Origin of the sequence: Parasphingomonas frigoris, from assembly GCF_036663815.1 — a bacterium.
Classification (GTDB): Bacteria; Pseudomonadota; Alphaproteobacteria; order Sphingomonadales; family Sphingomonadaceae; genus Sphingomonas.
The window spans coordinates 837855-852839 of sequence record NZ_JAXOJQ010000002.1; the positions used below are offsets into that span (position 1 = coordinate 837855).

Consider the following 14985-nt stretch of genomic DNA (forward strand, 5'->3'; position numbering starts at 1 on the left):
TATTGCTTCACAGATATGCCGCAAATGTGTCATCATTCTGTAACAGACCAACTAGGAGACAGATTATGACCCTGAAATTCGCTATCACCATCCTTGTCGCGGCTGCGGCCGTTGCCCCGGCCGCTGCAACGCCGGCACGCGATCCCGCTGCCGCGGTGCGTTCGCTCGAAACCGAATCGATGATTTCGCCGCGTGATGGCGGCGTCGCGATCGAGCTCGCCGGCGCCTATCAGCGCACGGGCCGCATCGCCGATGCCAATACCGCACTGCGTCGCGCGCTCACGCTCGACAATGCGATGCTCGAAACGCCGACCGGCGATGCCGTCTGGTCGCACCAGGTCGCCAAGCGCGCGCTCGCCGGAACGGTGACGCTGACTTCGCGCTGACCCCGTGCCGGCCCGACTTCGGTCGGGCCGGTTCACGCTCTCAGGCGCCCTCGAGCGCCCGCGCCCGCCGGCGCTGCACCGACGATCCGATGCCGAGCGCCTCGCGATATTTCGCGACTGTGCGCCGCGCGATGTCGAACCCCTTGGCGTTGAGCAGTTCGACCAACGTGTCGTCCGACAGGATCTTGTCGCCCTCGCCCGCGATCAGCGCCTTGATCGCCGATTTCACAGCCTGTGCCGACACCGCCTCGCCGCCTTCGGACGACTGGATCGCCGAGGTGAAGAAATATTTGAGCTCGTAGAGCCCGCGGGCGCACGACAGATATTTGTTGCTGGTGACACGCGACACCGTCGATTCGTGCATCTCGATCGCGTCGGCGACCTGGCGCAGCGTCATCGGCTTCAGCTGCGCGACGCCATGGAGGAAGAAGCCTTCCTGCTGCTTCACGATCTCGGCGGCGACCTTGATGATCGTGCGCTGCCGCTGGTCGAGCGCCTTGACCAGCCAGTTCGCGCTGGCGAGCATCTCGCCGAGCCACGCCTTGCTCGCCTTGTCGCCGCGCGCACTCGACAGCTCGGTATAGTAGCTCCGGTTGACCAGCACGCGCGGCAGCGTGGCGGCGTTGATCTCGATGCCCCAGCCATCCTTGCGTTGCGCGACGAACAGATCGGGCACCACCGCCTGCGCCGGCTCGCCGCCGAAACGGCAGCCGGGCTTGGGATCGTAATTGCGCAGCTCACGGATCATGTCGGCCAGATCCTCGTCGTCGACGTCGCATAGCCGACGCAGCCGCGACAGGTCGCCGCGCGCGACGAGATCGAGATTGTCGATCAGCCGCGCCATGCACGGATCGTAGCGATCGGCCTCCTTCGCCTGCAGCGCGAGGCATTCGGCCAGATCGCGTGCGCCGACGCCGGTCGGCTCGAAGGTCTGGATGATCGCCAGCACCTGCTCGACGCGCACCAGCGGCACGCCGAGCCGCGTCGCGATGTCGAGCAAGGAGGCGGTGAGATAGCCGCATTCGTCGATCTGATCGATCAGGTGCGCGGCGATGAACAGGTCCGCGCCGTCGACCGCGGTGCCAGCCTGCGCGAGCAGATGATCCGACAGGCTGGTGGCGGTGTCGGCGAACGAATCGAAGTCGGGGCCGTCCTCGCCGAGGCCACCGCCGCTCGCGGTGCCGTTGAGGCCGAGCGAGCCGTCCATCCCCACCGCCCCGCTCTGATCGGCCGGGCTGTCGTGGTGGAAGCTCTCCGCGGTGAAATCGACGTCGAGCGACGCCTCGCCGCCGTCGCCGCCGCTGACGAGCAGTTCGTCGGCGGTCGCGGGCTCGTCGCGGATCGGCGTGTCGGCCTCGCGCTCCTGCGTCGGGCCGTCATCGTCGGCGGCGCTCGCCTCGAGGAGCGGGTTGCGCTCGATCTCCTCGGCGAGGAAGCCCTCGACCTCGAGGTTCGACAGCGCCAGCAAGCGAATCGCCTGCTGGAGCTGCGGGGTCATCACCAGCGATTGCGACTGGCGCAGGTCGAGGCGCGGGGCGAGGCTCACGAATACGTCGCCCCGGCGCAGGCCGGGGCCGCTACGTTTGACGCTCCCGCTCCGCCAGACAATCCAGCGGCCCCGGCCTGCGCCGGGGCGACGAAGGGGGTGGCATCCGCCATGATCAGAGCGAGAAGCCCTCGCCGAGATACAGCCGCCGCACATTGGCATCGGCGACCAGTTCCTCGGGCGAGCCGGTGAACAGCACGCGACCGTCGTAGATGATGTACGCACGGTCGACGATCTCGAGCGTCTCGCGGACGTTGTGATCGGTGATCAGCACGCCGATGCCGCGCTTCTTGAGCTCGCAGATCAGGTCGCGAATGTCGGCGATCGACAGCGGGTCGATCCCGGCAAAGGGCTCGTCGAGCAGCATGATCGACGGATCGGCGGCGAGCGCGCGCGCGATCTCGGCGCGGCGACGCTCGCCGCCCGACAGCGCCATCGCCGGCGAATCGCGCAGACGCGTCAGGCCGAATTCCTCGAGCAGCGTGTCGAGCCGGATCTTGCGCTGCGCCTTGTCGGGCACGGCGAGTTCGAGCACGCTGAGGATGTTCTGCTCGATCGTCATGCCGCGGAAGATCGAGGTTTCCTGCGGCAGATAGCCGAGGCCAAGGATCGCGCGGCGATACATGGGCAGGCCGGTAATGTCGGCGCCGTCGAGCATGATGCGACCCGAATCGGGCTTCACCAGCCCCATCACCGAATAGAAGCAGGTCGTCTTGCCCGCGCCGTTGGGGCCGAGCAGCCCGACCACCTCGCCCTTGGCGACCGAGACCGAAACGTCGGTCAGCACGCTGCGCTTGTCGTACGACTTGGCGATCGAGATGACCGACAGGCCATCGGTCACCGGCGCCTCGGCGATCGGCGGCGCGCTGTCGAGGGTGAGGGTGTCGCTCATACGGGTCCGTGCTCGCAGTTTGGGGTTACCGAAACGTTACCGCACGGCATCTGGCAGGCTTTGTGCATGCCATACGCGAAACGACCGAGTCGTGAAAGCCGCGGGCGTCCAACTGCCCCGCCCGCCGGTCAGTTGCGCTTGGGAACCGAGAAGGTGCCGCTGACGCGTCCGCCGCTGCTCGTGGTCGTGCCCGCCTTGCCGCCACCGCCGCCGACCGACGACCCGTCGATCACGGCGCGCCCGGTGTCGAGGTTGATCGTCAGGCGCCCGCCATTGACGGTATTGCCCGCCTGGATCAGCGTCACCGCGCCGAGCATCGTCACGACGCGCTTGTTGAGATCGTAGACCGCGAAGTTGCTGCGCGCGGTCTGGTCCGGCCGCGTCACGGTGACGCCGCCCGAGGCGTCGAGCCGCGAGACCTGCGGGCTGCCGTCGACGACCTGGCCGGTATAAGCGACCGTCATCCGCGCGGCGTTGAGCGTCATCTCGGTCTGCTTCACCACCACGCTGCCCGACAGCAAGGCGCGGTTGGCCTTGTCCTGCAATTCGATGTGATCGGCGCTGAAGTTGATCGGCGCGGTCGAATTGTGCGCGGTCTGCGCGACCGCCGGCCCCGAAAAGGCCAAGGAGAGGGCGAGAAAGGCGGGAAGGCGCTGCATGCCGCTTATCTCGTCTTTCGCGGAACGATCCGCAAGCGCGCATTGCCGTCGAGCCGCACGATATGATTTTCCAGATCGGCGTTGAGCTGGTTTCCGCTGAAAGTGCCCTGCGGCACGCTCCCGGTCACCGCGCCGCCGCTCTTGAGCGTCTTGGTCTTGAGGTCGAGCGTCGAATCCTGCGTTACGAGATGATAGCCGCCACTGCTGTCGACGCGCACCGGGCCGTCGACGGTGACCTGCTGCTTGTCCATGTCGTAATGGCCGTGCTGCGCGACGATGTTTGCCGGGCCATCCTTGAGGCCGATCTCGGCGGTCAGCTTCTCGAGCTTGACGATCGGTTCGGCCGAACTCTTCTGGACGGCGGAGCCCGCGGTCAGCGCGAACGGCTGGCCCTTGTCGTCCTCGCCCTTGTAGCTCGCCGACTGGACGCGCAGCCGCTCCTTGGCGACTTCGACCTTCTTCTTGTCGAGCAGGAAGCTGACGTCGCCGCCGGCATAGAGTGGCAGCACCACGACGAACGCGGCGAGCACGCCGATCAGCACCGGCAGCACGACGCGCAGCAGCGCGACCACGCGATCATGGCTGCTGCCGGGCGCAGCCCAGACATGGCGCGCGTTGCGGATCGCGCGTGCGTCAGACATCGGGATGGCTCCCGGCGGCGGATCGGGCGTCACATGTGCGCAAAGATATCGACTTCCGGCCAGCCTGCGATGTCGAGCTCGGCGCGCCACGGCAGGAACTGGAAGCAGGCCTGCGCCAGCTCGGTGCGGCCTTCGCGCGCGAGGCGACGGTCGAGCTCTTCGCGCATCGCGTGGAGATAGCGCACGTCGGAGGCCGCATAGTCCTTCTGCGCGTCGCTGAGCACAGGACCACCCCAGTCCGACGATTGCTGCGCCTTCGAAATGTCCTGTCCGAGCAGTTCGCGCACCAATTCCTTGAGGCCGTGGCGATCGGTGTAGGTGCGCACCAGCCGCGAGGCGATCTTGGTGCAGTAGACCGGGGTCGCGGTCACTTCGAGATAATGGCTGATCGCGGCGAGATCGAAGCGCGCGAAGTGGAACAGCTTCACGCGCGCCGGATCGGCGAGCAAGGCGCGCAGATTGGGCGCGGCATAATCGCTGTCGGGCGAGAAGCGCACGAGATGCTCGTCGGGCCCGCCGTCGGACAGTTGCACCAGGCACAGCCGGTCGCGCGGTGTGATCAGGCCCATCGTCTCGGTATCGACCGCAATGTCGGCGCCGGGCGCGAACAGGTCGGCGGGGATGTCTTCTTCGTAGAGATGCACGGTCATCGCCCGCCCCTAGCGACGAATGCCGCCGGGCTCAATGGCGCCTTTACAGGGCAGGTGCCGCCGCGGTCAGATGATCGTACAGAATCATGCTGCCGATGACGATCAGCGCCACGCCGCCGAGCACCTCGGCATAGCGGCCGAGATAGGGGCCGGCATGCTTGCCGATCAGCACCCCGGCGGTCGCGACCACCGTCGTCACGCCGCCGATGATCAGGCAGGCGAGCAGGATGTTGACGTGCATGAAGGCCAGACTGACGCCGACCGCGGTCGCATCGATGCTGGTGGCGAGCGCGGTGAGCACGAGCCGACCGACCCCGCCCTTCGCCGCCGGCACCGCATCCGCGCTCGGATCGGCGGTCTTGGACGCCTGCCACAGCATGTTGAGCCCGACGCCGCCGAGCAACACGAAAGCGACCCAATGATCGACCTGTGCGATCCAGCTGGCGAGGGCGAGCCCGACCGCCCAGCCGATGGCCGGCGTCACCGCCTCGAACACGCCGAACACCACACCGACGCGCAGCGCATCGCGGAAGCGATTCGATTGGCCATCGGCGCCCTTGCCGACCGCCGCTGCAAACGCATCAACCGACAGGCTGAGCCCCAGCCCGCTTAGTGTCACGATTCCCGTCATGTGCTGACTTCCCGAGGCCGCTACCGAAACGACCGGATCCACCGCTGGCCCTAAGTGCGGTGTCCTGTCGTTGGTCTGGCCGGGCGTGCACTCCAGTGCTGCTGCCATCGCCACGAACCGACCGAATACGGCGATTCGACTATGTTGACGAAGGCCCCGCTCGAAGCGGGTGGCTACTCCCCAAAAGAGGGCCGAAAGATAGGCTCTCGGGGTGCCCCGGTCAATCCGCGGCCCGCCCTCGCGCCCGCCGCGCCCGTCCCCGCGCGACGAGATTGAGAGTCTCGACCACGCCCGAGAACGCCATCGCGGCATAGACATAGCCCTTGGGCACATGCACCCCGAAGCCGTCCGCGATCAGCACTGCGCCGATCATCAGCAGGAAGCTGAGCGCAAGCATCACCACGCTCGGATTGCGCTCGATGAAGTTGGCGAGCGGCGTGGCGGCGAGCAGCATCACGCCGACCGCGACGATGACCGCGACGATCATTACCGGCAGATCGTCGGTCATGCCAATCGCGGTCAGGATCGAATCGATCGAGAAGACCATGTCGAGCAGCAGGATCTGGACGATCGCCGCACCGAACGACAGGACAGCCGACGGCGTCTTGTCTGCAACGTCGTGCGGATCCTGCGAATCGATCGTGTGGTGGATCTCGGTCGTCGCCTTCCAGAGCAGGAAGATCCCCCCGGCGATGAGGATCAGGTCGCGCACCGAGAAGGCGGTTTCGAAGGTTGGGACGCCATGCTGGTCGGGCGCGCCGCTCAGGCCGAGGTCGAACACCGGCTCGACCAGACCGGCGATCCAGGCGATGACCGACAGCAGCCCCAGTCGCAGCACCAGCGCGAGACCGATGCCGACTCGCCGCACCTTCTCGCGCTGCTCGGGCGGAAGCTTGTTCGACAGCACCGAAATGAACACGAGATTGTCGATCCCGAGCACCACCTCCATCACGATCAACGTGGCGAGGGCCGCCCAGGCAGCGGGGTCGGACAGGAGCGCAGCGATCGACATGGGGGCGAGTCTGTGCCGTGCTTGCAACAATCGCGCAAGAACCGTGCGATCCGTGCCGCATTTTGGACGAATTCATTCGCAGCCTTCGGAAATTTAGGCTAATGCGATTCGGTGGCACGATTGGGTTGGTCACAAAACCCTGCGTCTTTCGTCCGACGCAACGGTTGCGATAACGATGTCGGACGAACCGGGAAGACGAACAGGGCATGAGTTTCGATAAAGGACGCCGCGGCGATCGTGGCGGGCGCGGGCGCGACAAGCGCGACGGTTTCGGCGATAGCGGCGGCTTCGACGGCGGCTTCGGCGGCGGTGGCGATCGTTTCGGCGGCGGCGGTGATCGTTTCGGTGGCGGCGGTGATCGCTTCGGCGGTGGCGGCGGCGATCGCTTCGGCGGCGGCGGCGGCGGCGGCGGTGGTTTCCGCAGCGGCGGTGGCGGCGGCTTCGGCGGTGGTGGCGCAGGCGGCGGTGGCCGTGGCATGCCCCCGCAGGTTGTCGGTGAAGGCACTGGCGTCGTAAAATTCTTCAACGGGCAGAAGGGCTTCGGCTTCGTCGTGCGCGATGATGGCGGCGAGGACGTGTTCGTGCACATCTCGGCTGTCGAGCAGGCCGGCCTGACCGGTCTCGCCGAGGGCCAGCCGCTCGGCTTCACCCTCGTCGACCGCGGTGGCCGCATTTCGGCGACCGACCTCAAGATCGACGGCGAGCCGATGGCCGTCACCGACCGCGGTCCGCCGCGCGAGCGTGACGCTGCTCCGGGTGGCCCGCGTGGCGCCGCTCCTGGTGGTGCGCCGCAGCGTCAGCTGACCGGCGAGAAGGCAACCGGCACGGTCAAGTTCTTCAACGCGATGAAGGGCTTCGGCTTCATTCAGCGCGACGACGGGCAGCCCGATGCATTCGTGCACATCTCGGCCGTCGAGCGTGGTGGCATGACCTCGCTCAACGAGGGCGACCGGCTCGAGTTCGAACTCGAAGTCGATCGTCGCGGCAAGATGGCAGCGGTGAACCTGACCTCGATCGCCTAACTTCTTCGTCTGACGCTTTCGTCGGACGCATAACAGATCAACCCGGTGGGCCTTTAGGCCTGCCGGGTTTTTCTTTGTGTGCGCTGCGTCGGGAAGCCCCTACCTTTCCCTTCCCTGGCGCAGGCCGGGGCCCAGCCGCGCCGTCGGGCGCTGTCTGGGCGTGAACCGCTCAACGACCCGACCACGCCTGGGCCCCGGCCTGCGCCGGGGAAGGGAACAGAAGGACCTCCGATGCGCCTAGCCCTTGCCGCGATCGCCCTAACCCTTGCCGCCCCCGCGCTCGCCGCCCCCGGTCCGAAGGTCGCCGCAGCCAGCTTCGCCCAACTCAACACGCCGCTTCCGCTGCCGTACACCGAGACCGCCAACGCCAAGGCAGAGATCGCCGCCGCGCGGGCGCGCGCCAAGGCGCAGCACAAATTGCTGCTGATCGATCTTGGCGGGAACTGGTGCCTCGATTGTCGCTTGCTCGCGGGCACGATGGAACTACCGGGCCTGCGCGAATTCCTCGCCAGGAAGTACGAGATCGTCACGGTCGATGTCGGCCGCTTCGACAAGAATCTCGATGTGGCCGCAAAATATGGCCTCAAGGACCATTTCGGCGGCGGCGTGCCGAGCGTGCTGATCGTCGATCCCAAGACCGACACGCTGAAAAACCCCGGCCGCACCGCGGCGCTCGCCGATGCACGCACGCTCAGCCCGCAGGCGCTGTCGGACTGGCTGGCGAGCTGGGTGCGCTAGAGCCCCTTCACTCGTCACCCCGGCCTCGTGCCGGGCTCCACCGAGATGCACAGTGTCACGGCACAGCACGCGTGGCACGGTGGGCCCCGGGACAAGCCCGGGGTGACGAGATGGGGTGGCGCTCAGCCGTCCGCGAATCGATCGGTCGCGCGGATCAGCTGGTCGAGGATGCCGGGCTCGCTATAGGCGTGGCCCGCGCCCTCGATCAGATGGAAGTCGGCCTCGGGCCACGCCTGATGCAGCGCGAAGGCATAGCGCGCCGGGCACGGCATGTCGTAGCGACCGTGCACGATCGTTCCCGGAATCCCCGCGAGCTTTCCGGCATCGCGCAGCAACTGGCCGTCCTCTAGCCAGGCATTGTGCGCGAAGAAATGATTCTCGATCCGCGCGAAGGCGAGCGCGAAATGGCCGTCCTGGAAGGCTTCGGTCATCGCCGGATCGGGCAGCAGCGTGATCGTCTCGCCCTCCCAGATCGTCCACGCCTTGGCGGCCTCGAGCTGCGCCGCCGCATCGTCGCCGGTCAGGATCCGGCGATACGCCTGGATCATGTTCCCGCGCTCGGCCTCCGGGATCGGCGCGACGAAGCCCGCCCACTTGTCGGGGAACATCTCCGAGACGCCGAACTGATAATACCAGGCGAGCTCGGCCGGGGTCGCGGTGTAGATGCCGCGCAGGATCAGCGCGCTGACCCGCTCGGGATGCGTCTCGGCATAAGCCAGCGCGAGCGTCGAGCCCCACGATCCCCCGAACACCAGCCAGCGCTCGACCCCGACCAGCGCGCGCATCCGCTCGATATCCTCCACCAGATGCCAGGTGGTGTTCGCCTCGAGCGAGGCGTGCGGCGTCGAGCGGCCACAGCCGCGCTGGTCGAACAGCAGCACGTCGTAGCGTGTCGGGTCGAACAGCCGGCGATGGCTCGGCGAGATGCCGCCACCCGGTCCGCCATGCAGGAAGACCGCCGGCGTCGCGCCGGGCGTGCCGCAGCGCTCGTACGCGATCGTGTGGCCGTCACCGACGTGGAGCATCCCGGTCGCATAGGGTTCGATCTCGGGATAGAGCGTGCGCAGGTCGGTCATCGAAGCGGGTCCGGAGCAAGAGGTCATTTGAGCGGGATCGGCCGCCCTTCGACCATCACATAGCCGATCTTGAGCACTGCGGCAGGGTCGACCAGCGGATCGCCTGCGACGGCGATGAGATCGGCCGACTTGCCGATATCGAGCGTCCCCGTCTCCGCCGCCAGCCCGAGCAGATCGGCGCCGCCCTTGGTCGCCGCGATCAGCGCGTCGCGCGGGGTCATCCCGCCCTTCGACACCATCAGGCCGAGTTCCTCGCCGTTGCGCCCGTGCGGATAGACCGCGGCATCGGTGCCGAGCGCGATCGGCACGCCGGCCTTGTAGGCACGGTTCAGCCCCCTGCCCCACACCGCGAGGGTCGCGCGGCCCTTCGCCTCGGCATTGGCGGTGAACACGCCCTTGCCGATATATTGCTGGAGCCCCGAGAAGGCCATCAAGGTCGCCGAATAGTAGGTCCCGTGCGCCTTCATCAGCGCTATGCCGGCGTCGTCGACGAAGGTGCCATGCTCGATCGAATCGACCCCGGCGCGCACCGCCGCGGCGATTCCCTTGGGGCCATGCGCGTGCGCCGCTGCCTTCAGCCCGAGCTGGTGCGCGGTGTCGCAGATCGCCTTCATTTCCTCGTCGGTGAAATGCTGTTCGAGGCCGATCTTGCCATCGTCGAGCACGCCGCCGGTCGCGTGGAACTTGATCACGTCGACGCCGTAGGCCGCGACGCGCCGCACCGCCTTGGCGCATTCGAGCGGCCCGGTGCACACCCAGAACTGCTCGCCGCTCGCCTCGATCGCGTTGCGCAGGTCGGGGTTGAGGCCGACCGTCCCGTCGCCATGCCCGCCGATGATCGACAGCGCCGGGCCCGAGACGAGGATGCGCGGCCCCGGAAAGCTTCCGTCCTTGACCGCGTCGCGCATCGCGATGCTGGCGGCGGGCAGGCCCCCGAGATCGCGCACCGTGGTGAAGCCGGCACGCGCGGTGGTCAGCGCATTCTTGAGGCCGATCGTCGCGGCATAGGGTTCGGAATATTGCGGGGTGAGACTCTTGTACCACGGCTCGCCGGCATTGCTGGTGAGGTGGACATGGACGTCGATCAGCCCGGGCAGCACCGTCCGGTCGCGCAGGTCGACCACGGTCGCGCCGGCGGGGGCGGTGGCGCCGTCGTCGATCCGTACGATCCGCCCGTCGGTGACGATCACGGTCGAGGGACCGCGCTCGGGCTTCGCGGCATCGACGATCAGATGGCCGGCCTGGATCGCGAAGGTCTCGGCGAGCAGCGGCGTGGTAGCGGTCGAGGCCAGCAACGTGGCCACAGCGATCAGGACTTTGCGCATCATTTCCCCCCTGGGTTTTTGCGGGCAGCCTAACCGCTGCGGGGGCGGTGTCGAGGGGTCAGGTGATCATCCGCTTGAGCGCGGCAACGGTGTCGGCCTCGGCCGCGGGCTTGTCGGTGCGGATCCGTGCGATGCGCGGGAAGCGCATCGCGACGCCCGACTTGTGGCGCTTCGACTCGTGGATCGAATCGAACGCGATCTCGAGCACCAGCGTCTTCTCGACCTCGCGCACCGGGCCGAAGCGGCCGGTGGTATGGTTGCGCACGAACTGATCGAGCTGCTTGAGCTCCTCGTCGGTGATCCCCGAATAGGCCTTGCCGACCGGAAGCAAGGTGCCGTCTTCGGTCCAGCAGCCGAAAGTATAGTCGCTATAGAAAGACGAGCGCCGCCCGCTCCCGCGCTGCGCGTACATCATCACGCAATCGGCGGTCAGCGGATCGCGCTTCCACTTGTACCACAAGCCCGTCTTGCGCCCGCCGAGATACGGCGAATCGCGGCGCTTGAGCATCATCCCCTCGATCGCCGCATCGCGCGCGCCGGCGCGGATGCCTTCGAGCGCGGTGAAATCCTCGGCCACGATGACGGTGCTGAGATCGAAGCGCTCGGGATCGAGCCGCGCGACGAACGCCTCGAGCCGCGGCCGCCGCTCGTCCCAGCGCAGGGCGCGCAGATCCTCCTCGCCATCGAACAGGATGTCGTAGAGCCGCACGAAGGCCGGCGCCTCGGCGAGCATCTTGGCCGAGACGATCTTGCGCCCGAGCCGCTGCTGGAGCGCGTTGAAGCTCGCCGCCCCGCCCTCCTCGGTCGCCGCCCCTTGTGCGTCGCCCTTCACCATCAGCTCGCCGTCGAGCACGCCCGGCGTGGTGAAATCGCGCGCGACCTCGGGGAAGCTCGCGGTGATGTCGTCGCCGGTGCGGCTGTAGAGCCGCGTCTCGCCCGCCACATGGACGATCTGGATGCGGATCCCGTCCCATTTCCACTCGGCGGCATAGTCGGCGAGATCGACGCGCAGATCCTCGAGCGGGTGCGCCAGCATGAACGGGCGGAACACCGGCACATCGGCGGTGGTCGGTTGCGCGCCGGTGCCCTCGGCCCAGGCGAACAGCGCGGTGTAGGGCGGGGGAATGCCGTGCCACACTTCCTCGACCGCCTCGACATCGAGCCCGAAGCCTTGCGCGAGCGCGGTCTTGGCGAGCCGCGACGACACGCCGATGCGCAAAGCGCCCGTCGCCATCTTGAGCAAGGCGAAGCGCTCATCCGAATCGAGCCGGTCGAGCATCGCGGCCAGCGCCGCGGGGGTATCCGAGCGCGACAGCGCCGATAGCCGGTCGACCGCCTGCGCGATCGACAGGGGCTCGGGATCGGGCGCGACCGGCGGCGTCGGCCACAGCAAGGCGACCGTCTCGGCGGTGTCGCCGACATAGTCGCGGCTCATCCGGAACAGCACTGGATCGACGCGCTGCTCGATCAGCGTGCGGATCACCGCCGGCTTGACGCCAGGCAGGTCGAGCTCGCCGGTCAGCGCCGCCATCGCCCAGCCGCGATCGGGATCGGGCGTGGCGCGCAGATAGTCGACGACCAGCTTGAGCTTCGCATTGCGCGAGCGCGTGTAGATCAACCGGTCGAGGAGGTCGGCAAAGGCGCGCATCGTTGGAAGAACATGGGCGCGCGCGACAGGTTCCGCCAGCATGGTCCCTGGCGACGCGATACGCATTGTGGTCAGGTCGAACTGGCCCTCTGGCTGGGCGCGTCGACGCCCTGCCCGCAACAGGCTCGGCGATCGCGTGTGGAGCGGTGCCCTTCGACAGGTTCAGGGCGAACGGGAGTGATGGTTCAGCCCACGCCTCGCCGCCGCTAGACCGCCCGCGCCAGTACGATCCGCACCAGTGCGCCGCGCGGCACCGCCTCGGCGACGATCGTGCCGCCGCTCGCGGCGAGCAGCGAACGGGCGATCGCCAGGCCCAGCCCGGCACCGCCCTCCGCGCGGCGCCCGGTAAAGAAGGGTTCGAAGATCCGTGCAAGATCAGCCGGTGCGATGCCGGGACCGTCGTCGGCGATCGTGACGGTCACGCCCTGCTCGGACTCGGTCTCGGTCTGGGGCTCGGCCGCCAGCGTGATCGTCACCTGCCTCGCGCCGGCCTGACGCGCATTCTCGACCACCGTTTCAAGAATCGTCTCGATCGCCGAGGCGGTGACGCGCGCCGGCGGCACCGCTGCGGCGACGACCGCGATCGCCAGCCGATCCGAGCGAAACGAATCCGCCACGCGCCGCGCCGCCGCGACGACGTCGGCGCGGGCGTCGGCCTCGATCGTCGCCATGTCGGCGCGCGCCAGGTCGAGCAGGCGTTGCACCAGCCGCGCCAGCCGATCGGCGTCGGCGCTGGCATTGTCGAGGAAGCGCCGCCGCTCGTCGTCGCGCATCTCGGCGCCATGGTCGCCGAGCAGTTCGAGCGCGCCGCGGATCCCGGCGAGCGGCGTCTTGAATTCATGGCTCACCGCCGCGGCGAAATCGCGCAGATAGCGCGAGCGGCGCTCGATCCGCTCGGCCATCGCGCGGAAATTGTCGTAGAGCGTCGCGATCTCGATCGCCGCGGTGACCGGCGTCTCGGGCATCACCGGCACGCCGCGCGCGACCTCGTTGCTGGCACGGGCGAGCGCGGCGATCGGCCGCGCGATCCCGCGCGAGAGCAGCCCCGCCAGCACCAGCAGGGTCAGGAAGATCGCGCCGGCGCCGAGCAGGATCGCATAGCGGTCCTGCCAGATGCCGATGAACAGTCCGCGCGGACTGCGTCTCACCAGGACCACGCCGATCACCCGCCCATCGGCGATCACCGGGCGGGCGTGGTGGACGCGAATCGCATAGGCACGGCTGAGCATCGCGCGCCAGTCGGCCATCTCGGCGGCGCTGCGTTCGCGCAGCACCGTCGCGGTCCGCCCCGCGAGCGCCGCGCGCACTTCGGCGAGCGCCGCGTAGCTGGTTCCGCGATCGTCGCCCAGCACGACGATACCGCGCGCGTCGAGCAGCTGCGTCGCGGTCTGCGTGACGGCGACCGCCTCGCTGACCATCGGACGCAATTGCGCGGCGACCCGCACCGCCTGCGCGTCGGCCGGCCCGGCCGCGAGCCCGCGCGGTGCGCGCGCGAGCACGGACATTGTCCGCAAATCGATCCCCGGCGGCTTTGCGGCGAGCGGCGGCGCTGCCGAATGGGAGCCCGTAGCAGGCAGGCCGGCGCGCCATGCCGCCTTGTAGGCCGCCGCCAGCACCACACTCTGCGCGATCAGTTCGGACTCGGTCTGCTGGACGATCGTATTCTCGTAGACGCGCAGCGACAGCGCGGCGATCCCGGGCAGCGTGGCGACGAACAGCAGCGTGCCGAACAGGATCGCGCGCAAATGGAGCCGCGGCCAATGCGCCTTGGCCAGGCGCTTGAGCGCTGCGATCACCCGCAGGCGCCGATGCGGTAGCCGATCCCGGCGCGCGTCTGGACGAGATCGACCCCCGGGAATTTACCACGCAGATTGCGGATGTGGCTGTCGATCGTGCGGTCGGTGATCGCGAAACCCGGGCCGTGCAGCCGGTCGATCATCGCATCGCGCGAGAAGACCTTCGCCGGCGTCGTCGCGAGCAACAGCAGCAACTGGAATTCGGTCGCAGTCAGCGGCACCGGGGCGCCGTCCCAGCACGCCTCCCACCCCTCGGTGTCGAGCGTCAGCCGATTGTGCGCGACGATCCGTGGTCCCGCCGCCGCCGTGACCGCTCCGCGCTTCAAGATCGCGCCGACGCGGGCGACCACTTCGCGCGGCGAGAAGGGCTTCACGACATAATCGTCGCCACCGATCTCGATCCCGACGATCCGGTCGATCGCATCGTCGCGCGACGACAGGAAGAGGATCGGCAAGGCCGCCGCCGCGCCACCGTCGGCGCGCAGGCGACGGCACAGGTCGAGCCCGCCCAAGCGAGGCATGTTGATGTCGAGCACCATCAGATCGGGCATCCGCCGCGCGATCGCCGCGAGCGCATCCTCGCCGTCGATCGCTTCGGCGACGCTCATGCCGGCCTTGCCCAGCGCGAAGGCGAGCAGTTCGCGAATATGCGGGTCGTCGTCGACGATCAGGATATGGCTCATGGCAGACATAGGCACTCCGGTGCCGCGGCGGTCAACGCATCGTGGCGCGACAACGGCTAGCGCGCTGCCATCGAGCGCGCATCAACGCCATGTGAAGAATTGATGCAGGACCTGCGAACGCCGTACCGAGAGTTCGAAATTTTCACTGTCCACGGCTGTTTCGGGCGGTCTTGGGCACGCGGCGCGACGTGCCATCATTCCGCGACGCTGAATGCAGCCTCCCTGCCGACACTCAAGTCGAGGACAGTCGAAAAGCGGTATGGCAGTGAAGATCGCGCCT

15 protein-coding genes are annotated in these 14985 nt (G+C 68.0%); 3 read left to right on the top strand and 12 right to left on the bottom strand.

Annotated elements, in window-relative coordinates; all coding sequences use genetic code 11:
* Positions 1 to 65: 65 nt before the first annotated feature.
* The gene (locus U1872_RS09385) at positions 66 to 386 is read left to right on the top strand and encodes a hypothetical protein (RefSeq protein WP_332792611.1); all 321 of its coding nucleotides are present in this window, start codon (positions 66 to 68) and stop codon (positions 384 to 386) included.
* 40 nt (positions 387 to 426) lie between these two features.
* On the opposite strand, the gene rpoN is transcribed toward U1872_RS09385, so the two are convergent.
* The 7 genes from rpoN to U1872_RS09420 all read right to left on the bottom strand — a co-directional run bounded on the left by rpoN (position 427) and on the right by U1872_RS09420 (position 6417).
* Positions 427 to 1932 carry an RNA polymerase factor sigma-54 gene (gene rpoN / locus U1872_RS09390; RefSeq protein ID WP_332792612.1) on the bottom strand — a complete coding sequence of 502 codons (1506 nt, stop codon included), beginning with the start codon at positions 1930 to 1932 and terminating at the stop codon, positions 427 to 429.
* 115 nt (positions 1933 to 2047) lie between these two features.
* Positions 2048 to 2824 (bottom strand): LPS export ABC transporter ATP-binding protein, encoded by a 777-nt coding sequence (gene lptB / locus U1872_RS09395; protein WP_332792613.1) that lies wholly within the window; start codon positions 2822 to 2824, stop codon positions 2048 to 2050.
* A 128-nt stretch (positions 2825 to 2952) separates the two neighbouring features.
* Positions 2953 to 3483, bottom strand: a complete 531-nt coding sequence (locus tag U1872_RS09400; RefSeq protein ID WP_332792614.1) for an LptA/OstA family protein — start codon at positions 3481 to 3483, stop codon at positions 2953 to 2955.
* 5 nt (positions 3484 to 3488) lie between these two features.
* On the bottom strand, positions 3489 to 4124 hold the full coding sequence (gene lptC / locus U1872_RS09405) for an LPS export ABC transporter periplasmic protein LptC (RefSeq protein ID WP_332792615.1): 636 nt from the start codon (positions 4122 to 4124) through the stop codon (positions 3489 to 3491).
* 29 nt (positions 4125 to 4153) lie between these two features.
* Complete coding sequence (locus U1872_RS09410) at positions 4154 to 4774, bottom strand: ribonuclease D (protein WP_332792616.1); 621 nt, start codon at positions 4772 to 4774, stop codon at positions 4154 to 4156.
* Between the two features lie 43 nt (positions 4775 to 4817).
* Positions 4818 to 5405 (bottom strand): manganese efflux pump MntP, encoded by a 588-nt coding sequence (locus U1872_RS09415; RefSeq protein WP_332792617.1) that lies wholly within the window; start codon positions 5403 to 5405, stop codon positions 4818 to 4820.
* Between the two features lie 220 nt (positions 5406 to 5625).
* Positions 5626 to 6417 (bottom strand): TerC family protein, encoded by a 792-nt coding sequence (locus U1872_RS09420; protein WP_332792618.1) that lies wholly within the window; start codon positions 6415 to 6417, stop codon positions 5626 to 5628.
* A 206-nt stretch (positions 6418 to 6623) separates the two neighbouring features.
* Between U1872_RS09420 and U1872_RS09425 the strand changes: the two genes are divergently transcribed.
* Entirely contained in the window at positions 6624 to 7439 is an 816-nt protein-coding gene (locus U1872_RS09425) for a cold-shock protein (protein ID WP_332792619.1), read from the top strand.
* 231 nt (positions 7440 to 7670) lie between these two features.
* Entirely contained in the window at positions 7671 to 8177 is a 507-nt protein-coding gene (locus tag U1872_RS09430) for a thioredoxin family protein (RefSeq protein ID WP_332792620.1), read from the top strand.
* A 122-nt stretch (positions 8178 to 8299) separates the two neighbouring features.
* Here U1872_RS09430 and pip read toward each other — a convergent pair whose 3' ends face one another.
* From pip to U1872_RS09455, 5 genes are all read right to left on the bottom strand, one after another.
* Positions 8300 to 9253: a prolyl aminopeptidase gene (pip, locus tag U1872_RS09435; protein WP_332792621.1), complete on the bottom strand. Its 954-nt coding sequence runs from the start codon at positions 9251 to 9253 to the stop codon at positions 8300 to 8302.
* Positions 9254 to 9276: 23 nt separating this feature from the next.
* Positions 9277 to 10581, bottom strand: a complete 1305-nt coding sequence (locus tag U1872_RS09440; RefSeq protein WP_332792622.1) for a metal-dependent hydrolase family protein — start codon at positions 10579 to 10581, stop codon at positions 9277 to 9279.
* Between the two features lie 55 nt (positions 10582 to 10636).
* Positions 10637 to 12226: a cisplatin damage response ATP-dependent DNA ligase gene (locus U1872_RS09445; protein ID WP_332792789.1), complete on the bottom strand. Its 1590-nt coding sequence runs from the start codon at positions 12224 to 12226 to the stop codon at positions 10637 to 10639.
* A 206-nt stretch (positions 12227 to 12432) separates the two neighbouring features.
* Positions 12433 to 14022 (bottom strand): sensor histidine kinase, encoded by a 1590-nt coding sequence (locus U1872_RS09450; RefSeq protein WP_332792623.1) that lies wholly within the window; start codon positions 14020 to 14022, stop codon positions 12433 to 12435.
* Positions 14019 to 14714 carry a response regulator gene (locus U1872_RS09455; RefSeq protein ID WP_332792624.1) on the bottom strand — a complete coding sequence of 232 codons (696 nt, stop codon included), beginning with the start codon at positions 14712 to 14714 and terminating at the stop codon, positions 14019 to 14021. The genes U1872_RS09450 and U1872_RS09455 overlap by 4 nt, the downstream gene beginning before the upstream one ends.
* Positions 14715 to 14985: the final 271 nt, after the last annotated feature.